Here is a 22,477-nt window from a genome sequence, read left to right as displayed (position 1 = left end):
GCTATTCTTGGGGCGCCGCCGTTAAAATTGCGTGGTCGCCAGCCGCCACGGTCAGCCGAGCTTGATCTCGGCCAGCCGCTGCTTGAGGAACTGGTCGGCGGTGATCGGCTGAGGATAGCGGTTGGGCTCTTCAGCCGTTGCGCGTCCCGGCAGGGTCTCGATCAGGTGGTCCGGGGCATAGTGCAGGAAGAAGGGCGTCGAATAGCGCGCCACCCCGCGCCGCTCCGGCGGCGGATTGACCACCCGGTGGGTGGTCGAGGGCAGATAGTCGTTGGTCGCCCGGCTCAGCATGTCGCCGATGTTGATGACCAGCGAGCCCGGCGGCGGGTTGATCGGCAGCCAGCGGCCATCTCGGTCCAGCACCTCCAGCCCGCCCTCCTCGGCCCCCAGCAGCAGGGTGATGGCATTGATGTCCTCATGCGCCCCCGCCCGCTCGTTCGGCGCATCCTTGGAGATCGGCGGATAGTGCAGCAGGCGCAGGATGGAGTTGCCATCCTTCACCTGGGTGTCGAAGGTGTGCCGGTCGAGGTTCAGATAGCTGGCGATGGCCTGCAGGATTTTGCCGCCCATGCCATCCAGGGCATTGAACAGCCAGAGCAGCTCGTCCTTGAACCCGTCCACTTCGCCGACCCACAGATTGTCCGGCATCTGTGCGGCGTACCTGTGCCCGGCCGGCAACTCGCGGCCGACATGCCAGAATTCCTTCAGATCGAAATGCTGGGCGCCCTTCGCGGTCTCGATGCCGAAGGGCGTGTAGCCGCGCTGGCCCGCGCCGCCCTCGACGAAATAGCGCTTCTTCACATCCTCGGGCAGGGCGAAGAACTGCTTGGCCTTGTCGATGGCGCTCTCGATCTTGGCCTGGCCCATGCCGTGATCGCTGACCACCGCGAAGCCATAGCGCCGGAAGCTGTCGCCCAGGTCCTTCGAAAAACCCTCGAAGTCGCTGTCGTAGCGGTCGAAGGAGACGGGGGCGATGGCGGACGGGGCGAGATCGGTCATGGGCGGCAGGCTCGGCGAGTTGGGAGAGAGCTTCTACACCAGAGGGCGGCGCGGGTGAAACTCCGGGCTGTTCCGGAGGGCCGTCATGGTAATCCTGGTAAAGCCACTGGAGGACGCCATGCATCTGACCGCCGATGAAGCCGCCAGGAAGCTGCTCGGCCGCCCAGCCGCCGAACTCAGCGAAATCGAGCGCGAGGTCATCAAGCGGATCGTCAGCCGGGGGGCCATTTCCCGCGACCTGTCCGAGGATGAGGAAGGGGAGCAGAGCTTTGGCCAGCGGCTCGCCGACCGGGTGGCGGCGGTAGGGGGGTCCTGGGGCTTCATCATCGGGTTCGGCGTGGTGTTGGTCGTCTGGGTCGGGCTGAACGCCTGGGCGCTCGGCGTCGCGGGGCTGAAGCCCTTCGATCCCTACCCCTTCATCTTCCTGAACCTGATGCTGTCGATGCTGGCCGCCATCCAGGCGCCGATCATCATGATGAGCCAGAACCGCCAGGCGGAGAAGGATCGCGAGGCCGCCCGCCACGACTATGAGGTCAATCTCAAGGCCGAGCTGGAGATCATGGCCCTGCACGACAAGCTCGACGCCCTACGGCACCAGGATATGGCCGCGCTGCTGAAGCAGCAGATCGAACTGCTGGAGCAGATGCGCGGCGGCCGCGCCGGCTGAGCGCGCCCCCAGAATTCCTTAGTTCCCCTTCCCCGCCCCGGCTCGCTATCAGTCGGCCAAACGGAGCCATCCATGACCGACCTGTCCGCCCTGTTCGCGCCGATGAGCTTCGCCCACGGTCCGGCGATGAAGAACCGGCTGATGCTGGCGCCGCTGACCAACCTGCAGAGCCACGCAGACGGGACCATGTCGGAGGATGAGTTCCATTGGCTGGTGAAACGGGCCGAGGGCGGTTTCGGCCTGACCATGACCTGCGCGGCCCATGTGCAGCGGGTCGGCCAGGGCTTCCCCGGCCAGATGGGCATCTGGAGCGACGACCACCTGCCGGGGCTGACCCGCCTGGCCGCCGCCATCAGGGCCAATGACAGCATCGGCATTGTCCAGCTGCATCATGCCGGCATGCGCTCACCGAGCGAGCTGATCGGTGAGGCGCCGGTCTGTCCGTCCGACAACGCCGAGTTCGGGGCCCGCGCCCTGACCGCCGAAGAGGTCGAACAGCTGCGCGACGACTTCATCACCGCCGCGGTCCGCGCCAAGACCGCCGGCTTCGACGGGGTCGAGCTGCATGGCGCCCATGGCTATGTGATCTGCCAGTTCCTCTCGCCGGGCATCAACCAGCGCACCGACCAGTGGGGCGGCTCGCTGGAAAACCGCGCGCGGCTGCTGACCGAAATTCTCGCCGCCGTCCGCGCCCAGTGTGGCCCCGACTTCATCATCGGCGTGCGGCTGTCGCCCGAGCGATTCGACCTGCAACTGCCGGAGATCCGTCGCCTGGCTGGCGACCTGATGCTGCACCACGACATCGACTTCCTCGACATGAGCCTGTGGGACGTCGGCAAGCTGCCGGTGGAGGAGGCGTTCCAAGAGCGCTCGCTGCTTGACTGGTTCACCGACCTGCCGCGCGGAAACTGCCGCCTGGGCGTCGCCGGCAAGATCATGGACCCGGCCCATGCCGCCGAGATCCTCGCCAAGGGGGTCGACTACGTCCTGCTCGGCCGCGCCGCCATCCTGCATCACGACTGGCCGCGCCGCGCGCAGGCCGAGGCCGGCTTCAAGCCCGTCTCCCTGCCGGTCACCCGCGCCTACCTCGCCGCCGAGGGCCTGGGCCCGGCCTTCGTGGACTACATGGCGGGCTGGAAGGGATTCGTCGTGGAAGAGGCCGCCTGAGCGCCTCACCTTCCGTCACTCTTGCCCACTCCATTGCGATTGACTACGCACATCCCATGACCACGCCCTTCACCACCCTGCTGGCCCAGCTCGCCGAGGCGCCGGACGGCTCGAGCCTCACCGTCACCGAGGACTGGGGCCAGGGCCGAACCCTGTTCGGCGGCATCAGCGCCGCCCTCTGCGTGGCCTCGGCCGAACGCACCCTGGGCGAAGGCGCCCCGCCGTTGCGCTCGGCCCAGTTCGCCTTCATCGGGCCGGCCTCCGGACCCTTGCGCATCAGCAGCGAGATCCTGCGGCGGGGCAAGTCGACCATCTTCGTCCAGGCCGATCTGCACGGTGAGGCGGGCCTGGCCGCCCGCGCCATCCTGACCTTCGGCGCCGCCCGCCAGAGCAGCATCGACGATACCGACCTGACCGCCCCGGCCACCCTCGATCCGGACCAGTGCTCGCCGCTGCATCCGGCCGGCAAGGGCCCGGGCTTCGTCGCCAATTTCGAGATCCGCCCGGCCAACGGCGTGGCCGTGTTCAGCCGCGAGGCCCGCGAGACGGCCCAGCGTCCGGACCTGCTGCTGTGGGCCCGCCATCGCGATGCGGCGGCCGGCATCGGCGCCCCGGCCTTGATCGCCCTGGCCGACACCCCGCCGCCGGCCGCCATCCGGCTGATGACCACGCCCGCGCCGATCAGCACCATGACCTGGATGGTCGACATCCTGCCGCCCCCGCCGCCCAGCCCGGACGATCGTGGCTGGCGCCTGCTGCGGTCCAGCGCCGAGGTAACCCGAGAGGGCTATTCCAGCCAGGCCATGTCCCTGTGGGACGAACAGGGCCGGCCGCTGGTCATCGGCAGGCAGAACATCGCGGTGTTCAGCTGACCGCCCAAGGTCTTCCAGGACATCGCGCCCGACCGGCGGGTTGAGCGAAGTGCAAACCGCAGTCCAGAATGGTCTTCTCTGCGGAGCTTCTGCTCGATGCCCCGCTCTGTGCCCAAAAAAGTGCGACCTTCAGTCGTCTACCCGACCATATATGGCCACGGTGAAGCTTAGAGTTTCCGCCGGGACGCAGAACGGAACCGCGTAGTTGACCATTCCTGACGTGCTTGTTCGGCTGCGCGCCGCCACAGCGACAGCCCATGAGCGGCTGGAAGCCGATCTCGACATCCTGAACGCCGTCGGGACGCCGGAGGGCCGGCGACGGATCGTACGAGGCTTCCACGGCCTGCACAGCGGGGCCGAGGCGGCGCTGGATCCCTGGCTGTCCCCCGTGCCCGATCTCGACTTCCAGGCGCGTCGCCGTCGGGGCCTGCTCGACGCAGACCTCGCCACCCTCGGCGAGACCGCCGAACCGGCCCCGCCGTACCCGACCCCGACCAGCCTGCCCGAGGCGCTCGGCCAGCTCTACGTCCTGGAAGGCTCCACTCTCGGCGGCCAGGTGATCCGAAAGCGACTGACCGGAGAGGGCGGCACGATGGACGGCCTGTCGTTCCTCGATCCCTACGGCGCCGAGACCGGTCCCCGGTGGAAGGCCTTCGTCACCGTGCTGGACCGGGAGTGCCAGAGCCCTGCCCAGGCCGAGGCCGCCGTGCGCGGCGGCCTGGCCGGCTTCGAGGCGGCCCGCCGCCACCTCTGCGTGGCGGTCGCCGCATGACCGACACCGTCATTCCAACCTTCGACCCCTCCGCCCCGGACCTGACCGACTGCGACCGCGAGCCGATCCACATTCCCGGCACGATCCAGCCGCATGGCCTGCTGCTGGTGGTCGAGCGTAACAGCCTGTCGGTGGTCTATGGGGCCGGTGACATCGAGACCCGCCTGACCCCCGACTGGCAGGGCGCCAGCCTGGGCGCGCTCCTGGGCGATGACCTGGCCGGCCGCATCGCACGACTGGCCGACTCCACCGCCACCGGCGCCTATATCGGCCAGGCCGGGCTGCCCAGCGGCCACTATGACGTCAGCGCCCATCCCAGCGCCGACTTCATCCTGGTCGAGCTTGAGCCCTCCCCCGACGCGCCGGCCCCCGCCGCCACGGTGCTGGGGGCCCTGGAATCCGCCGGCCGCGCCTTCGAAAGGACCAGCAGCCTGAAGGGCCTGTGCGAGCGGGCCGCCGAGGAGTTCGCAAAGCTCACCGGCTACGACCGGGTGATGATCTACCGCTTCCTGGACGATGACGCGGGCATGGTGATCGCCGAATATGCCGCCGAGGGCATGGCCGGCTTCCTCAACCACCACTTCCCCAGCACCGACATCCCCAAGCAGGCGCGCGCCCTCTACGTCCGCAATCTGGTGCGGGTGATCCCCGACGTCGGCTACACACCGGCGCCGCTGCGCCCGGCCTGGGCGGAAGCCAACCCGCTGGACATGAGCGACTGCGGCCTGCGCAGCGTTTCGCCGATCCATGTGCAATACCTCAAGAACATGGGGGTGGGGGCCAGCGCCTCGATCTCCATCGTCAAGGACGGCGTCCTCTGGGGCCTGGTCGCCTGTCACCACCCCATTCCGCGCGAGATCCCTTACGACATGCGGGCCGCCAGCCGGGCGCTGGCCGGAGGCCTGGCTAGGCAGATCAAGGGCAAGGAAGAGGCCGACCGTTATCGGGAGCGCATTCGGCTGCGCGGTATCGAGGATGAGGTGCTTCACGGCCTCTCGCCCACCGTTCCGCTCGACGAAGCCCTGGCCGACGCCGTTCCGCACCTGCGCCGCATGCTGGCCGCCGATGGCGCGGCCATCTATCGCGGCGGGACACTGACTCTCGAGGGCGAATGCCCGCCGGAAAGCGCCGTGCGCGAGATGGCCGGCTGGCTGGTCGACTCGGCAGTGGTCGAACCCTTCCACTCCGACCGCTGGGCCGAACAGGATCCGCGCGTCCTGCCCTGGAAGGCAGTATCCAGTGGGGTGATGGCGGCCACCGTCTCCGCTGATGAGCCGTTCGTCCTGCTCTGGTTCCGCGCCGAGCAGGTGCAGGTGGTGAACTGGGCCGGCAACCCCCACAAGGCCGTCTCCGGCGAGGGCGTCGGGACCCTGACCCCCCGCGCCAGCTTCGAGGCCTGGTCCGAGACCGTGGCCGGCCGCGCCCGGCCCTGGACGCCGGCCGAGGTGGATGCGGTCGCCCGGCTGCGCGGCGCCCTCCTGGAGATCCGGCACAACCGCCGCCTGCGAGATCTCAACGGCCGCCTGAGCGAAACTCTGGCCGACCGCGAGGCCCTGCTGGCCCAGAAGGATTTCCTGATCCGCGAGGTCAACCACCGGGTCCAGAACAGCCTTCAGCTCGTCTCCAGCTTTCTGGGGCTGCAGCGCCGGGCCAGCAGCGACGAGGACGTTCAGGCCAGCCTGGAGGAGGCCCAGCGCCGGATCAGCGCCGTCGCCCTGGTCCACCGCCGCCTCTACCGCGCCGACCAGGTCGAGACCGTCGACCTCGCCCGCTATCTGGAGGAACTGGTCGGCGACATGCAGTCCAGCATGGGCGGGGAATGGGAGGGCCAGCTGTCGCTCAGCCTGGCCCCGATCACCGTGGCGACCGACCGCGCGGTAACCATCGGCCTGGTGCTGACCGAACTTGTGATCAACGCCAACAAATATGCCTACGGCGGCCAGGCCGGGCCCATCGAGATCGCCCTCGAACAGCACCGCGATCGTTTCCGCCTGATCGTCGCCGACCGGGGCAAGGGAAAGACCAAGACGGCCCAGGGCTTCGGCTCACGGATGATGGCGGCCATGGTCGCCCAGCTGCAGGGTGAGCTGGAGCACACAGACAATCATCCCGGCCTGCGAAACATCCTGATCGCCCCGCTGAAGCCGAGGGTCTAGAGCGCGTTCCGATTAGTGGGAACCTGTAATCGGATCAAACGCGCGACCAGCTCTAGGCCTTCTCATCCTCCGAGGGGGCCGCCTCCCGATGCCTAGCCATGGCGTCGCTGAAGGCCGCCGCCAGGATGCCGGTCGGCAGGGCGATCAGGCCGATGCTGGTGATCGCGGTGACTGAGGCCAGCAGCTTGCCGACCGGGGTGATCGGGAAGATGTCGCCGTAGCCGATGGTGGTCAGGGTGGCCACCGCCCACCACAGGGCGCGGGGGATGGAGCCGAACTTGTCAGGCTGCGCGTCGCCCTCGACCAGGTAGAGCAGGGTCGCCGAAAGCACCATCAGCCCCACGCCCACCCCCAAGCTGAGGATCAGCTCCGACCGCCGCGAGGACACCGCCTCGGCCATATGCCGCCAGGCCGAAGACAGCCGCCCAAGCTTGGCCAGCCGCAGCACCCGCATCAGCCGGAAGGCCCGCAGCAGCGGCCCGGCCGGCGTCCCCGGGGTCAGGGTGGCGATCACGCTGATCAGGTCCACGATGCCGCTGAACGAGAACATGAACCCCAGCCGGGCCTTCCACGGCCCGCCGGCGCCGGGCCGCTCCGCCGCCACCCAGAGACGGGCCAGGTATTCCACCAGGAAGATGCCGCCGAACACCCACTCGGCCGTTATGAAGGCACGGGCATAGGGCGCGTAGATCGTCGGCTCGGTCGCCGTGATGGCCACCAGTGAGGCGACCACGATCAGCACGGCCAGGGCGATGTTGGTGATCGAAAGGCCCCGCTTGCGCGCCTCGGGGTCCAGCGCCCGATAGATCCGCGCCCGCAGGCTCTCCGCTTTCGCCTCAGCCATCACTCGGCTCCCAACCCGAAGGTGGCGCCAGCTTAAGCCCCTGTGGCCGATTCGGCGCCAGCGCCTGTCGGGAACCCCGCCGCCCATTCGTCCTTGGACCGGACGCCGGCCGGTGACACCCTCCCGCCGGTCCCCCGATCAGGAGCCGCCGCATGACCCCGACCATCACCGCTTTCGAAGCCTCTCCCGACCGTGGCCGGGGCCTGGCGCGAGACATGCGAGTGCGCTGGGCGTTGGAAGAGATCGGCCAGCCCTATGACGTGCGGCTGGTCACCTTCGAGAGCATGAAACAGCCGGCCCACAAGGCGCTGCAGCCCTTCGGCCAGATCCCGACCTATGAGGCGGGAGACCTGGTGCTGTTCGAGTCCGGCGCCATCCTGCTGCACCTGGGCGAGACCCATCCCGGCCTGTTGCCGGCGGACCCCAAGGCGCGCGCCCGCGCCATCGCCTGGATGTTCGCCGCCCTCAACACCGTCGAGCCGCCGATCTTCGATCGCAGCCTGGCCACCATCCTGGAGCGCGACAAGCCCTGGTTCGAGGAGCGGGTGGCCGGCCTCGACAAGCTGATCCGCCTCCGTCTGGCGGACCTCTCGGCCGCCCTGGGCGAGCGCGACTGGATCGCCGGCGACTTCACCGCCGCCGACATCCTGATGGTCACCACCCTGCGTCGGTTGGCTGGCACGGGCCTGCTGGAGGAACACCCGAACCTGGCGCCCTACGTGGCCCGCGCCGAGGCCCGGCCGGCCTACCAACGCGCTTTCGATGATCAGGCGGCGGTGTTCGAGGCCTCACAGGGCTAGCCGAACCGGTACCCGACTCCCGGCTCGGTCAGGATCACGCTGGGCGCCGAGGGGTCGGCCTCCAGCTTCTGGCGCAGCTGGCCCACGAAGACGCGCAGATACTGCACATCGTGCTCATGGGCCGGGCCCCAGACGGCAGTGAGAATCTGGCGGTGGGTCAGCACACGGCCCGCGCCGCCCGCCAGGCAGGCCAGCAGGTCGTACTCCTTGGGCGACAGCCGCACGGGTTCCCCGCCCTTGACGACCCGCCGGTTGACCAGATCGATCTCCACCTCGCCCGACCGCATCACCGCGTCCGCCCCCTCGCGCCGCAGCCGATGGCGCATCGCCACCCGCAGCCGCGCCAGCAGCTCGCCCACCCCGAAGGGCTTCTCCACATAGTCATCGGCCCCGGCGTCGAGGGCGTCGATCTTTTCGGTCTCGCGGTCGCGGGCCGACAGGATCAGGATCGGGCCGTCATAGAAGGCCCGCGCCTTGCTGAGCGCCTCCTTGCCGTCGAGGTCGGGCAGGCCCAGGTCCAGCACCACCGCGTCCGGCGCCTTGCGGGCCAGCTCCCGCAAACCGCTGGCCGCGTCGTCGGCGCGGATGTGCTCATAACCCGCAGCGTCCAGCGCCGGCCCCAGGAACCGGTGGATCTGAGGCTCATCGTCGATGACCAGGATGCGCGGGCGGTAGGCGGTCAAAGCATATGTCCGGGGGTGACGGTTTCCTTGCGGAGGCTGATCAGGATTCGCGTCCCCCGTCCCTCATGGATCGGGCTGGCGGCGGCGATCCGCCCGCCCATCGCCTCAACGAAACCCTTGGAGATGGCCAGTCCCAGGCCCGCCCCCTTGCCCCGGTCGGTCGCCTCCTCCATCCGCCGGAACCGCTCGAACACCCGCTCCAGCTCCGGAGTGGGAATGCCCCGCCCCTCGTCCTCGATGGAGATCACCACATTGCCCCGGTCCTCATAGGCGGCGGTCTCGATGGTCGAGTCATCAGGGCTGTAGGCGATGGCGTTCTCCAGGATGTTGACCAGCGCCTGTTCCAGCAGGCTGGGATCGACCATCACCATGGAAAGCTCGGCCGGGAAGTCGCGGACCAGCTTGCGTCCCTCCAGCCGTCGCTCGACCCGGCCGATGGCGGCGGCCAGCACGTCGCGGGCGTCGGTCCACGACTTTCGGGTCTTCAGCGCCCCGCCCTCCAGCCGGGTCATGTCCAGCAGGTCGCCGACATAGCGGCTCAGCCGCTCGGCCTCCTCGCGGATCGATAGCAGCAGGTCAGCCCGGACCTTGGGCTGCATCGCCTTGCCGAAGTCGATCAGGGTGGTCACCGCCCCCAGCACCGTCGATAGCGGCGTGCGCAGGTCATGGCTGACCGAGTTGAGCAGCGCCGCCCGCAACCGGTCGGACCGTCGCAGGGCGTCGGCATCGGCAGCCTCGGCGGCGAACTCGGCGCGCTCCAGGGCGATGGCGCCCTGGTCGATCAGGGCCAGGGCGAACCGCTCGCCCTCCTCCGCCGCCAGGGCGCGCGGCTCCAACCCCACCACCCCGGCGCGGATCTTCACCCCCTGCAGCGGGCGGAAGGTCCAGGCGGCGCTGGGCAGGGTGCCGGTGCCCGCCCCCGCCGGCTCACCCCGCTCCCAGGCCCAGCGGGCGGCCATCAGGTCGGTGGTGGAAAGATCCTCCATCGCCGGGGCGGCGGCCACGGCGGCGATGTCTCCGTCGGCCGGCAGGAAGACCATGGCCTTGGCCCCGGTCGCGGCCGACAGCTGCTCGGCCAGGGCGGCGGCGGCCTCCTCCTTGCGCGCGGCGCCGGACAGCCGACGGCTGGCGGCCAGCAGGGCGGTGATCGCGGCGGCGCGGCGGGCGGTGGCCTTGGCCTGGTCACGCACCCGGCCGGTCAGCCAACCGGTGGTCATGGCGGCGGCGAAGAAGACCGCGAAGGTCAGCACATCCGCCGGATGGCCGATGACGAAGGTCAGCCGGGGGTCCAGGAACAGGAAGTTGTAGGCCAGAGCCGCCAGGGCCGCCGCTGTCACGGCCGGCCACAGGCCCAGCGCCAAGCCGCTGGCCAGCACACTGAGCATGAACACCATGGCCAGGTTGGCTTCCTCGACCCGCGTATCGATCAGCGTGGCGATGCCGATCGCCCCGGCCACCAGCCCGACCGCGCCCAGGTGCCCGCGCCAGTCGATTCGCACCGGCGGCCGGGCCGGGGCAGGCGCCGGATGGTCGTCCGCCGCCCGTTCGGTGACCACATGCAGCGCCGCGCCGGCCGCCTCCTCCAGCAGGGCGGGCGCCAGGGAGCGGCCAAACAGGCCCCGCCAGCGCGATCGACGCGACTTGCCGACCACGATCTGGGTGACGTTGTTGCGCCGGGCGTAGTCGAGCACCGCCGACACCAGGTCCTCGCCGTTGAGCACCACGGTGGAGCCGCCCAGCTGCTCGGCCAGCTTCAGCGCCTCGTTCAGCCTCTGGCCGCCGACAGGGTCGGCCCCGGCGCGGCCCGGCCGCTCGATGTGGGCCACCGTCCAGGGGGCGTCCATCATCATGTCGGAGAGCCGCCGCCCGGCGCGCACCAAGGCGCCGGCCATCGCGTCCGGGCCGACCAGCACCAGGATGCGCTCGCCCGCCGCCCAGGGGCCCTCGACCCCGGCCGCCTTCATGGCCTGGTTCAGATGGTCGTCCACCGTCTGGGCGGCCCGGCGCAGGGCCAGTTCGCGCAGGGCGGTCAGGTTCTCGGGCTTGAAGAAACGGTCGGCGGCGACCTGGGCCGTCTCGCCCATATAGACCTTGCCCGCGGCCATCCGCTCGCGCAGCTCGGTGGGGGTGATGTCGATCAGCTCGATCTCGTCGGCGCGGCTGAGCACGCTGTCGGGCACCGTCTCGCGCTGGCGCACCCCGGTGATCTTCCAGACCACCTCGACCAGGCTTTCCAGGTGCTGGACGTTGAGGGTGGTCCAGACGTCGATTCCCGCCGCCAGCAACTCGTCGACATCCTGCCACCGCTTGGGATGGCGGGAGCCCGGCGCGTTGGAATGGGCGTATTCATCGACCAGCAGCAGCCCCGGCTTGCGGGCCAGGGCCGCGTCGAGGTCGAACTCCAGCAGGGTGCGGTCGCGGTAGTCGATCGGCTTGCGGGCCAGCACCTCCAGCCCGTCCAGCAGGGCCTCGGTCTCCTTGCGGCCGTGGGTCTCCACCACCCCGACCAGCACCTCGCCGCCGGCTGCCTGGTGGCGCCCGGCGGCGCTGAGCATCTCGAAGGTCTTGCCCACCCCCGGGGCCATGCCGAGGAAGATCTTCAGCCGGCCCCGGCCCGCCTTGCCGGCGGCGGCCAGCAGAGCGTCTGGATCAGGGCGGGCCGGCTCGTCAGCTGTCATCGCGCCGGAAGTTGCGCCGTGCCGGAAGCCGCGTCGAGGGCCATGTTGACCGCCAGCACATTGACCGTCGGCTGCCCGAGGAAGCCGAGGGTGGGACCCTGGGTGGCGTCGGCGATCATGGCCCGCACCTTGGCGGGGGCGAGGCCTCGTGCGACGGCAATCCGCGCCACCTGCCGCTCGGCGTAGGCCGGCGAGATATGCGGATCGAGGCCGGAGCCGGAGGCCGTCACCGCGTCGACCGGGATGGCGGCGGCGCTCTCGGCCTTCAGGGCGTCGGCGCTCTCCTTGACCCGCGCCGCGTAGTCCTCGTTCAGCGGGCCATAGTTGGACCCCGAGGAGGCGGAAGCGTCATAGCCCGCGCCGGCGGCCGAGGGGCGGCCGTGCAGGTAGCCGGGGGCGGTGAACGCCTGACCGATCAGGGCCGAGCCCAGCGGCTTACCGGCCTTGCCCATGACCAGGGAGCCGTTGGCCTGGGCCGGCAGGGCCGCCTGGGCGATGCCGGTCACCGCGAGGGGATAGGCCAGACCGGTCAGGAGGATGAAGAAGGCCATGGAGACCAGGGCCGGACGGATGAGGGAAAGCATGTCGGGAACTCCGTTCAGGCCAGGATCTCAGGCAAGCCCGAGGGTGGAGACAATCAGGTCGATCAGCTTGATCCCCACGAAGGGGGCGACGATGCCGCCCAGGCCGTAGATGGTCAGGTTGCGGCTGAGCAGCTTGCCGGCCCCGATGGCCCGGTACTTCACCCCGCGCAGGGCCAGCGGGATCAGCGCCAAGATGACCAGGGCGTTGAAGATCACCGCCGAGAGGATGGCGCTTTCCGGGCTGTGCAGGCCCATCACGTTCATCCCCGACAGCGCCGGCAGGCTGGCCACGAACAGGGCCGGGATGATGGCGAAATACTTGGCCACGTCGTTGGCGATCGAGAAGGTGGTCAGGGCGCCGCGGGTGATCAGCAGCTGTTTCCCGACCTCGACGATCTGCAGGACCTTGGTCGGGTCGCTGTCGAGATCGACCATGTTGCCGGCCTCGCGGGCGGCTTGCGCGCCGGTCTGCATGGCCACCCCGACGTCGGCCTGGGCAAGCGCCGGCGCGTCGTTGGCCCCGTCGCCGCACATGGCCACCAGCCGGCCCTTGGCCTGTTCGGCCCGGATCATCCGCAGCTTGTCCTCCGGCGTCGCCTCGGCGAGGAAGTCGTCCACCCCGGCCTCGGACGCGATCGCGGCGGCGGTCACCGGGTTGTCGCCGGTGATCATCACCGTGTGGACGCCCATGCGGCGCAGGTCGGCGAACCGCTCCTTCACCCCCGGCTTGACCACGTCCTTCAGGTGGATGACCCCGACCAGGGCCCCGTTCTCGCTCACCGCCAGCGGGGTGCCGCCGGAGCGGGCGATGCGGTCCACCGCCTGGCGAAACTCCGCCGGCGCCTCGCCGACCTTCAGGCCCACCAGCACCGCATCCACCGCCCCCTTGCGCCAGGACGAGGCCCCGGCGTCCAGCCCCGACTGCCGGGTGACGGCGGAGAAGGGAATGAAGGTGGCGCTCTCTGGCGTCTCGGCAGTCATCCCCTGGTCCCGCGCCAGATCGACGATCGAGCGGCCCTCCGGGGTCTCGTCCGCCAGGCTGGCCATCAAGGCGGCGCGCAGGGCCGCTTCCGGCCGCACGCCGGGGACCGCGATCACCTCGGTCGCCATCCGGTTACCGAAGGTGATGGTGCCGGTCTTGTCGAGCAGCAGGGTGTCAACGTCGCCCGCCGCCTCCACCGCCCGGCCGGAGGTGGCCAGGACATTGACCTTCAGCAACCGGTCCATGCCGGCGATGCCGACGGCGCTCAGCAGCCCGCCGATGGTCGTCGGAATCAGGGTGACGAACAGGGCGCCCAGCACCATGGGGTCCAGCTTCACCCCGGAGTAGGCGCCCAGGCCCAGCAGGCTGACCACGGCGATCAGGAAGATCAGCGTCAGGCCGGCCAGCAGCACGCCGAGCGCCAGCTCGTTCGGCGTCTTGCGGCGATCGGCCCCTTCGACCATCGCGATCATCCGGTCGAGGAAAGTCGAGCCTGGCTGGCTGGTGACCCGCACCTTGATCCAGTCGGAGACCACGGTGGTGCCGCCGGTCACGGCGCTGCGGTCGCCGCCGCTTTCCCGAATGACCGGGGCGCTCTCGCCGGTGATGGCCGCCTCGTTGACGCTGGCGACCCCCTCAATGATCTCCCCATCGGCGGGGATCACATCGCCGGCCTCGACCAGCACCACCTCGCCGGCCCCGATCTTGTGGGCGGGGGTGGGGATCCAGGTCCCGGTGGTCGGATCGACCAGCAACTTGGCCTTGGTGGTCACCCTCGAGGCGCGCAGGCTGTCGGCCGCCGCCTTGCCCCGGCCCTCGGCGACGCTTTCGGCGAGGTTGGCGAACAGGACGGTGGCCCAGAGCCAGAGGGCGATCTGGATCTCGAAGCCGGCCGGCTGGCCGCCTGCGACCGCGACCACGGCTGAGACGCTGGCCAGGCCGGCGACTACCCAGGTGGCCAGGATGACCGGGTTGCCGGTCAGCTTGCGCGGATCGAGCTTGAGGACGGCGTCGCGCAGGGCGCGGAACACCACCTCCCGGGTGAGGGTAACGGAGCCGATGGCGCTCTTGGCCTTCGGTCCAGCGGCGAGGATGTCGGACATGTCTTTGGGTCCTTTGGCCTTAGCGGACCGCGAGCACTTGGAAGTGTTCGACGATCGGCCCGAGAGCCAATGCGGGGAAGAATTGCAGGCCGCCGAGGATCAGGATGATCCCGATCAGCAGCCCGACGAACAGCGGCCCGTCGGTGGGCAGGGTCCCGGTGGTCGGCGCCAGCTTGGGCTTGGCCGCCAGGGCGCCGGCGATGGCCAGAACCGGGACGATGTAGGCGAACCGGCCGAGCAGCATGGCGATCCCCAGGGTGGTGTTCCACCAGGGCGAGTTGGCGGTCAGGCCGGCGAAGGCCGAGCCGTTGTTCCCCGCCGCCGATGAGTAGGCGTAGAGGATCTCCGACAGGCCATGGGGGCCGGTGTTCAACAGGCCCTTCAGCGCCGAGGGCAGAACCGCCGCGACCGCCGAAAAGCCGAGGATGGCCAGGGGCAGGATCAGCACCGCCAGCATGGCCAGCTTGATCTCCCGCGCCTCGACCTTCTTGCCCAGGTACTCGGGTGTGCGGCCGACCATCAGCCCGGCGACGAACACGGCCAAGAGAGCCATGACCAGCATCCCGTAGAGTCCCGATCCGACCCCGCCGGGCAGGATTTCGCCCAGCTGGATCATGAACATGGCGATCCCGCCGCCCAGCGGCATGAAGCTGCCGTGCATGCCGTTGACCGCCCCGTCGGAGGCGCCCGTGGTGAAGGCCGCGAAGGTCGAGGTGGTGGCCGGACCGAAGCGGACCTCCTTGCCCTCCATGTTGGCGGTCGCATCCACGCCCGCGGCGGCCATGGCCGGCTGGGGCGTCAGGGTCTCTGCCGCATAGATGCCGCCGGCCGCCGCGCCCACGAGAATGACCATCACCGCCGCCAGGGCGCGGGCCTCCTTGCGGGCCAGGACCATGCGGCCGAAGGCGAACACCGCCGCCAGGCTGAGCACGTTCATGGCCACCATCTGGATCAGGTTGGTCCAGATGTTGGGGTTTTCGAACGGGTGGGCGGAGTTGGCGTTGAAGATGCCGCCGCCGTTGGTGCCGAACTGCTTGATGATCTCCTGGCTGGCCACCGGGAACAGGGCCAGGGTCTGCTGGGCCCCTTCCAGGGTGGTGACCGGCGTGCCCGCCGACAGCGACTGCGGCACGCCCAGGGCCACCAGCACCAGGGCGAAGACCACCGAGACCGGCAGCAGGACGTAGAGGACGATCCGGGTCAGATCGACCCAGAAGTTGCCCAGTCCCTCGGCCTTGTCCGCCGCGAAGGCGCGGGCCAGGGCGGCGGCGACCGACAGGCCGGCGGCGGCGGAGACGAAGTTCTGCACCGTCAGCCCGGCCATCTGCGACAGGGTCGATAGGGTGGTCTCGCCCGCGTAGGACTGCCAGTTGGTGTTGGTCACGAAGCTGACGGCGGTGTTGAAGGCCAGGTCGCTGGTCAGGCCGGGGAACCCTTGCGGATTGAGCGGCAGCAGGCCCTGCAGGCGCAGCATCGCATAGAGGATGGTGAAGCCCGCGGCGCTGAAGGCCAGCACGGCGGCGGCGTAGCCCAGCCAGTTCTGCCCCTTGTCGCGGTTGACGCCGAAGGCGGCGTAGGCGGCACGCTCGACCGGAGCCAGCCACTGGGCCTCCCCGGTCCAGACCCGCTTGAGATAGGCTCCGAGCGGCCAGCTCAGCGCCAGTGTGAGGCCGATCGTGAAGACGATCTCGGCCCAGCCCCGCCAGTCCATGCGAGGTCTCCTTTTCTAAGGCTTAGAAGCGGTCGGGGCGGATCAGCGCCGCGACCATGTAGACGGCGAGGCCGACAGCGGCGGCGGCGTAGAGGATCGTGACCCACATGGCGTCAGACCTTGCGCAGCAACGCGGCATAGAGGCCGAAGAGCGCGAACGCTCCCAGCCCCAGGGCGAGGAAGAGGATATCGGCCAAGGCGGCTCTCCTGAGTTAGGCCGCCTTGTCGCGCCGAAGGCCGTCAGGGTTCGAGCCGGAAGGCCCGGACGCCGCATAAGGGGCGCATAAAGAGACGAAGCTGATGACCGGCGCCGAAACGGCCCTGTGGCGGATTAAAGGCGCGTCGACGCGCCTCAAGATTAAAATTCAGCAATGATGCAGGTTATGTTGTAATTCGGCGCCACTCTGCTTCATGACCAAGAAGTAACTTCCACCCACATTGTGCGCTCTATAGCCATTCCTCTGTCCGACGTTTGTGTTTTCGGGCGCAGGGGAGAATTTTCATGATCGCATTCCGTGTTTGGCTGCTAGCCGGCGCCGCCCTCGTCACCATGACCGGCCCGGCCCTGGCCCAGCAGACCCCTACCAAGCCCGCCGAGACCAAACCGGCCGAAGCTGCGAAGGAAGAAGACACCACCGTCGAGGACGTGGTCGTCAGCACCAGCCCGAGCGAGGTCCGCGCCTCGATCGACTCGACCAGCTACAGCCTGACCAACGACCTGCAGGCCTCCAGCGGCACGCTTGCGGATGCACTGCGCAACGTCCCTTCGGTCGATGTCGATCCGGAAGGTAACGTCTCCCTGCGCGGTGACCCGAACGTCACCATCCTGGTCGATGGCCGTCCCTCCGGCATGCTGACCGGCGACAATCGCGGCCAGGCCCTGCTGCAGCTGCCAGCCAGCCAGTACAGCCGCATCGAGGTGATGACCAACCCCTCGGCCGCCTACAGCCCCGAGGGCGGCGCGGTGATCAACCTGATCACCAAGCCCAACGCCCCCAAGCCCGGCCAGACCACCACCGGCTCCATCCGCGCCAACGTCAGCGACCGGGGCCGCTTCAATGTCGGCGCCAGCGGCTCCTTCTCCAAGGACAAGCTGACCGTCTCCGGCGACCTCGGCTTCCGCCGTGACCTGGCCGAGCAGGAAGGCGACCGGACCCGCGAGCGGCTCGATCCCCTCACCGGCGACGTCCTGTCCACCATCCGCCAGACCCAGCGGATCATCGGGGACGTCGATGTCTTCTACGGCCGCTTCACCGGCGAATACCGTCTGACCGACAAGCTGAGCTTCACGGGTGAACTGCGCGGCAACCAGATCGACAATGGCGGCGAGGGCATCGAGACGTACGAGACCCTCGATGCTCTGGGCGCGCCCGTCAGCGCCTACGTCCGCGACGGGGCCTTCAGTTTCCGGGGCGCCAACCGCGGGGTCACCGGCCGGCTGCTGCAGCGGTATGGCGAAGGCCATGAATGGACCAACGAGCTGCGCTTCGACCGCATCACCGGCCACTTTTCCCTGGCCTCGGAATACGACTACAGCCTGCCAGTCGCCCCGCCGCTGTATGATCGGCTCGACAACCGCAACCGCCTGAATCTCTGGGGCTTCACCAGCAGCTACACCCGGCCGATGCCCGATGACGGCAAGCTGCGCGCCGGCTACGAGCTGGAGGTGCGGGACGCCGCCTTCGACAATGGCGTGCGCCGGGGTCCCACCCCGACCACCCTCGTGGTCGATCCCACGGTCACCAACAAGTTCGAGGTCGAACAGGCGGTGCATGCCCTGTACGGCACCTACGAGCGGCCGTTCGGCAAATTCTCGGCCCAGGTCGGCCTGCGGCTGGAATACCTGGAACGCGACCTCAACCAGGTCACCACCGGGATCAGCGACAGCACCAACGACTTCAGCGCCTATCCGACCCTGCACCTCGGCTACCAGATCACCGACGCCCAGCAGCTGAAGGCCAGCTACAGCCGCCGGATCGTCCGCCCGCAGCCCTTCCTGCTCAACCCCTTCACCACCTACCAGGATCCGCTGAACCAGCGCTCGGGCAACCCCGATCTGGAGCCGCAGGAGACCGACGCCTTCGAACTGCTCTGGCAACTTCGCGCCGGCCAGACCTTCTACCAGGTCACAGCCTACTATCGGGACACCGACGGGGCCTTCACCGATGTGACCACAGACATCGGCGGCGGCGTCCTGCTGACCCGTCCCGAGAACCTCGGCTCCCGCCGCGACCTCGGCGTCGAGCTGGTGGCCAACGGCAAGCTGCACGAGACCCTGCGCTACAACGCCAGTCTCAACCTGTTCCGCCAGGAGATCGACGCGGCCGGCCTGCCCGGCGGACGTGACCGTTCCGGTACGGTGGTCAGCGGCCGCGCCAGCCTCAGCTGGCAGCCGACGCCGGAGGACTTCATCCAGCTCTCGGGATTCTGGCAGGGCGAGTCCCTGACCGCCCAGGGAACCCGCGAGGCCGGCGGCATGCTGAACCTCGGCTACCGCCGCAAGCTTTCGGACAAATGGGCCTTCCAGGTCACCGCCCGCGACCTGCTCGATGATTTCGGCGACGTCACCGATGTCGAGACCGCCACCTACATCGACCGCAACGAACGCCAGTTTGGCGGCCGCGCGGTGTTCATCGGTCTGACCTACACCTTCGGCGCCAGCCCCAAACGACCGCAGGATCCACAGTTCGACTTCTCCGCCCCGCAGGCGGGGAACTAGAACCCAGTCCAGCTCCCCAACACCGTCATCCCGGAAAGCGCGCAGCGCTTATCCGGGACCCAGGGGGTGACAGAGCGCCGGCCGCAATACTGCGTTGGGTAGCGAGATCACGCCCTCCTGGGTCCCGGCTCTCCGCGCTTCGCGCTCCGGCCGGGATGACGGAAGAAAGTGGGAGATCAGACGGAGAGGGTTCTGATGTCGCCGGACCACTACCCCGTCTTCGCCAACCGCCCGGCCCAAAGCGCCCGCATCTCCCCGATCGGCATCGGCTTGGCGAACAAGTAGCCCTGGAAGGCGTGGACGCCGGCGACAGCCAGGAACTTTCGCTGTTCCTCGGTCTCCACCCCCTCGGCGACCACCTTCATGCCCAGCGCCCGGCCGACGCTGATCACCGCATGCACCAGGGTGGCGCTGGTGGTGTCGGCGGGACAGCCGATGATGAAGCTGCGGTCGATCTTCAGCTTGTCGAACGGGTAGAGCCGCAGCTGGTTGAGGCTGGTGTAGCCCATGCCGAAATCGTCCAGCGCAACGCTGACCCCCAGGGTCTGCAGCCGCTCGATGGCCCGCTTGGCCTCCGCCTCGTCGGCCAGCACGGCGGTCTCGGTCAGCTCCACCTCCAACCGCTTGGGCGGGAAGGCCAGCCGCACCAGGATGGCCGACAGGTCGTCGACGAAACTGGGATCGGCCACATCCAGGGCGCTGGCGTTGACGCTGACCGCCAGCCCGTCGAGGTCGGCGGTCTCCTCCATCGCCCGGCGCAGCACCCAGCGGGTGATCGGCCCCATAAGCCCGGCCCGCTCGGCCAGGGGGATGAACCGGTTAGGTCCGATCGGCCCCTGGGTCGGATGGGTCCAGCGCAGCAGCGCCTCGCAACCGGTGACCTCCTGCCCGTCGCGGCTGAACTGCGGCTGGTAGGCCAGGTGGAACTCGTCCCGCTCGACCGCTTTGGCCAGGGCCAGCGTCAGGGCCGCGTCCTCGGCGCTGAGCGACGGCGGTTCCTTGCGGGCCGGAGCCCGATCTTCCAGGACTTCCAATGTTGCGGCCAGCAGCCCCTTGAGCGCCTCGCCATCCGCGACGGTCACCTGACCCTGGTCCCTCGCCCGGCTTTCCAGCCGCCCCGCCGTCTGGGCCACCGCCCGCGCCCCGATGTTCAGGCTCATCGACTTTAGCGCATGGGCCGCCCGCGCGCCGCCATCGGGGTCGCCGGCCGCCGCCGCGTCCAGATAGGCGTCCACGGCCAAGGGCGCGTTCTCGCGGTAAAGGCGGCGCACCCGCTCGACGAAGTCGGCCTTTCCCGCCGCCGCCATCCCTGCCAGCTCACCCACTACCTCGGGGTCCAGCAGCTCGCTCGTCGGCCCCGCCGCGACCGACGGCGCCTCGACAACCCTTTCGGCCGAGGCCTCCATATGCTGGCCCAGCACGGCGGCTAGCCCGGCAAGCGTGAAGGGCTTGTGCAGCACGCCATCCATGCCGGCCTCTCGCCAAGCCTCCGCCGCCGTTCCCACCACATGGGCGGTCAGGGCGACGATCGGCGTCCTCCCGGCAGTCTCGCGCGCGCGAATCTCGCGAGCCGCCTCGTAGCCGTCCATCTCCGGCATCGACCCGTCCATCAGCACCAGGTCGAAGCCGCCCGCCAGGGTCGCCGCCACGCCCTGGCGCCCGTCCTCGGCCGTCTCGCAGACCACGCCCAGCCGCGACAGGGCCTCGACAGCCACCTCGCGGTTGACCGCGCTGTCGTCCACCACCAGCACTCGCCGACCGACGAAGCTCGGCAGAGTGGTCGCGACTTCTCCGCCGGACTCACCGGGATCGGTCACCGCCTCGCCCGCCGCGATCTGGCGCAGCGCCCGCAGCAGGTCGCCGCGCCGCAAGGGCTGGATCAGCACCGCCTCGGCCTGGCCCTGACGCACCAGGGCGGCAGGCCGCCCGTCGCCGTATTCGCCGAGCACCAGGGTCGGCGCCTCGCAGCGCGCCGCGCCCTCCAGCAGGGCCGGCTCCCCGATCGCCACCACCGCGCCCCGGGCATCCAGACCCGCCGGCTCCAGCCCCGCCGCCACCAGGTAGCGCCGAGCCACCGCCGCCGTGCAAGGCCCCGCCAGCGCCAGGGCTGCTTGCCCCTCCAGCCTCGGCCACTCCGGCGCCGCCTCGATCGTCTCCAGCGAGAGGGTGAAGCCGAAAACCGAGCCCCGGCCGACCTGGCTCTGCACCTGGATCTCGCCGCCCATCGCCTCGACCAGCCGTTTGCAGATCGCCAGCCCCAGCCCCGTGCCGCCGAACCGCCGGGTGATCGACTGGTCAGCCTGGGTAAAGGCCCCGAAAAGGCCGCCGATCTTCTCCGGCGCGATGCCGATACCGCTGTCGCGCACCATGAATTTCAGGCCGCCGTCCGCGGCCTCGACCGTGACCATCACCCCGCCGGCCTCGGTGAACTTGATGGCGTTGTTGACCAGGTTGCCGACCACCTGGCGCAGCCGCGTCGGATCGGCCAGCACCCGGGCCGGAACCGCCGGATCGACGAACACCGCCAGGTCCAGCCCCTTGGACCGGGCCCGCTCCCAGAACAGGCTGGCGACATCCTCGACCACCTCGGCCGGATCCGTCGGCGCCGCCTCCAGCTCCATCTTGCCGGCCTCGATCTTCGAAAAGTCGAGGATGTCGTTGATGATCGCCAGCAGGCTCGATCCGGACTTGGCGATCACCTCGGCGAACCGTCGTTGCCGCGCCGGCAATTCGCCGGCCGCCAGCATCTCGGCCATCACCATGATGCCGTTCATCGGGGTGCGGATTTCGTGGCTCATGGTGGCCAGGAAGTCACCCTTCGCCGCGTTGGCGTTCTCGGCCGCCTCCTTGGCGACCACCAGGTCGGCGGTGCGCTCGGCGACGGTCCGCTCCAGCCCCTCGACATGGCCGGCGATGGCCGCGTCGCGGTCGCGGATCTCGGCCAACATGGCGTTGAAGCCCTCAACCAGCTCGGCGATCTCCGCGTCGGCGCCGGGTGCCTGGGCCGGGCGGCTGTAGTCGAGGGTGGACCGCACCCCCGCCATGCTGTCCTTCAAGGCGAGAATCGGCCCGGTGATCCGCCGCTGCATTCGCCAGGCGACCAGCATCCCGACCAGCGCCGCCGCCAAACCGGCGAGAAGGCTGACCAGCAGGGCCCCGGCCAGCCGCTCACCAACCCCACTCGTCCTGCCCAACAGCACCACCTGGCCAACGGGCCGCCGGCCGAAGGTCACAGGCGCCCGCACCTCTACCGTTCCCGAGGACAGCAAGGAGGCGGTGCTCGCCCCAGCCTCACCACTAACGCTGACATCCCGCGCCAGGCGGGCGCCCGATCCGGTCTCGGCCAGGGTGCGGCCATCGGCGGTTTCGACCCGCGCATAGTCCACGCCGGGAAGCAGCTTGATCGCCCGCAGCGATGCATAGGCCCGCGAGGCGCTGCGCTCGGCCGTGGCCTCGGCGCTGGTCGAGGCCAGGACGGCGGCGGCGGCGCGGAACTGCTCCATCTGGCGCGCGGCCTCGCGCCGGCCTTCGCGCATGGCGGTAACCGCCGTCACGATGGCCACCGCGACGCTGACAGAGGCGATCACCAGCACCGCAAGGCGGGTGCGGACCGACGGCCTGCGTCGACTGTCAGACTTTTGGATCAATAAAAGTTCCGCCCCGCCAGAGACTTAGGAAAACTGACGTTACTCACCATTAATTTCCCCGTGCTTAATGTGGGGACGGCTTCGGATCTGGGG

General features: G+C 69.5%; 16 protein-coding genes. 7 read left to right on the top strand and 9 right to left on the bottom strand.

Translation table 11 applies throughout. The features are described 5' to 3' along the window. Positions 1-51: 51 nt before the first annotated feature. Positions 52-999, bottom strand: coding sequence for an isopenicillin N synthase family oxygenase (locus GVN21_RS16045; protein ID WP_166575746.1), 948 nt, complete (start codon positions 997-999; stop codon positions 52-54). An 85-nt stretch (positions 1,000-1,084) separates the two neighbouring features. On the opposite strand from GVN21_RS16045, the gene GVN21_RS16040 reads away from it, so the two are divergent. The 5 genes from GVN21_RS16040 (at position 1,085) to GVN21_RS16020 (ending at position 6,633) form a co-directional block, all read left to right on the top strand. Continuing rightward, complete coding sequence (locus GVN21_RS16040; protein ID WP_240902976.1) at positions 1,085-1,666, top strand: DUF1003 domain-containing protein; 582 nt, start codon at positions 1,085-1,087, stop codon at positions 1,664-1,666. A 72-nt stretch (positions 1,667-1,738) separates the two neighbouring features. Then, on the top strand, positions 1,739-2,833 hold the full coding sequence (locus tag GVN21_RS16035) for an NADH:flavin oxidoreductase (protein WP_166575745.1): 1,095 nt from the start codon (positions 1,739-1,741) through the stop codon (positions 2,831-2,833). Positions 2,834-2,889: 56 nt separating this feature from the next. Then, positions 2,890-3,705: a thioesterase family protein gene (locus tag GVN21_RS16030; RefSeq protein WP_166575744.1), complete on the top strand. Its 816-nt coding sequence runs from the start codon at positions 2,890-2,892 to the stop codon at positions 3,703-3,705. A gap of 205 nt (positions 3,706-3,910) precedes the next feature. Continuing rightward, the gene (locus tag GVN21_RS16025) at positions 3,911-4,477 is read left to right on the top strand and encodes a biliverdin-producing heme oxygenase (protein ID WP_166575743.1); all 567 of its coding nucleotides are present in this window, start codon (positions 3,911-3,913) and stop codon (positions 4,475-4,477) included. Continuing rightward, positions 4,474-6,633, top strand: a complete 2,160-nt coding sequence (locus GVN21_RS16020; RefSeq protein WP_166575742.1) for a histidine kinase dimerization/phosphoacceptor domain -containing protein — start codon at positions 4,474-4,476, stop codon at positions 6,631-6,633. Before GVN21_RS16025 ends, GVN21_RS16020 begins: the two co-directional genes overlap by 4 nt. Before the next feature lie 52 nt (positions 6,634-6,685). Here GVN21_RS16020 and GVN21_RS16015 read toward each other — a convergent pair whose 3' ends face one another. Then, entirely contained in the window at positions 6,686-7,477 is a 792-nt protein-coding gene (locus GVN21_RS16015; protein WP_166575741.1) for an ion transporter, read from the bottom strand. A gap of 152 nt (positions 7,478-7,629) precedes the next feature. Here GVN21_RS16015 and GVN21_RS16010 point away from each other — a divergent pair, with 152 nt between their 5' ends. Next, positions 7,630-8,277 (top strand): glutathione S-transferase family protein, encoded by a 648-nt coding sequence (locus GVN21_RS16010; RefSeq protein WP_166575740.1) that lies wholly within the window; start codon positions 7,630-7,632, stop codon positions 8,275-8,277. On the opposite strand, the gene GVN21_RS16005 is transcribed toward GVN21_RS16010, so the two are convergent. Genes GVN21_RS16005 through kdpF form a run of 6 tightly spaced genes read right to left on the bottom strand, consistent with a single transcriptional unit; the run spans position 8,274 to position 16,157 of the window. Beyond that, the gene (locus GVN21_RS16005; protein ID WP_166575739.1) at positions 8,274-8,960 is read right to left on the bottom strand and encodes a response regulator; all 687 of its coding nucleotides are present in this window, start codon (positions 8,958-8,960) and stop codon (positions 8,274-8,276) included. The genes GVN21_RS16010 and GVN21_RS16005 overlap by 4 nt on opposite strands. Then, the gene (locus GVN21_RS16000) at positions 8,957-11,638 is read right to left on the bottom strand and encodes a sensor histidine kinase KdpD (protein WP_166575738.1); all 2,682 of its coding nucleotides are present in this window, start codon (positions 11,636-11,638) and stop codon (positions 8,957-8,959) included. Before GVN21_RS16000 ends, GVN21_RS16005 begins: the two co-directional genes overlap by 4 nt. Beyond that, positions 11,635-12,222, bottom strand: coding sequence for a potassium-transporting ATPase subunit KdpC (gene kdpC / locus GVN21_RS15995; RefSeq protein WP_166575737.1), 588 nt, complete (start codon positions 12,220-12,222; stop codon positions 11,635-11,637). The genes GVN21_RS16000 and kdpC overlap by 4 nt, the downstream gene beginning before the upstream one ends. A gap of 27 nt (positions 12,223-12,249) precedes the next feature. After that, entirely contained in the window at positions 12,250-14,307 is a 2,058-nt protein-coding gene (gene kdpB / locus GVN21_RS15990; RefSeq protein ID WP_166575736.1) for a potassium-transporting ATPase subunit KdpB, read from the bottom strand. 19 nt (positions 14,308-14,326) lie between these two features. Next, positions 14,327-16,018, bottom strand: a complete 1,692-nt coding sequence (gene kdpA / locus GVN21_RS15985) for a potassium-transporting ATPase subunit KdpA (RefSeq protein ID WP_166575735.1) — start codon at positions 16,016-16,018, stop codon at positions 14,327-14,329. A gap of 22 nt (positions 16,019-16,040) precedes the next feature. Further along, entirely contained in the window at positions 16,041-16,157 is a 117-nt protein-coding gene (gene kdpF / locus GVN21_RS15980; RefSeq protein WP_205690124.1) for a K(+)-transporting ATPase subunit F, read from the bottom strand. Between the two features lie 363 nt (positions 16,158-16,520). Between kdpF and GVN21_RS15975 the strand changes: the two genes are divergently transcribed. Continuing rightward, positions 16,521-18,737 (top strand): TonB-dependent receptor, encoded by a 2,217-nt coding sequence (locus tag GVN21_RS15975; RefSeq protein WP_166575734.1) that lies wholly within the window; start codon positions 16,521-16,523, stop codon positions 18,735-18,737. A 209-nt stretch (positions 18,738-18,946) separates the two neighbouring features. Here GVN21_RS15975 and GVN21_RS15970 read toward each other — a convergent pair whose 3' ends face one another. Next, entirely contained in the window at positions 18,947-22,384 is a 3,438-nt protein-coding gene (locus tag GVN21_RS15970; protein WP_166575733.1) for an EAL domain-containing protein, read from the bottom strand. Positions 22,385-22,477 lie beyond the last annotated feature (93 nt).

The sequence above is a fragment of the Caulobacter sp. SLTY genome, from assembly GCF_009905535.1.
Classification (GTDB): domain Bacteria; phylum Pseudomonadota; class Alphaproteobacteria; order Caulobacterales; family Caulobacteraceae; genus Caulobacter.
The sequence above is the reverse complement of the archived record's forward strand: the minus strand, read 5'-3'. Positions and strand labels throughout refer to the sequence as shown.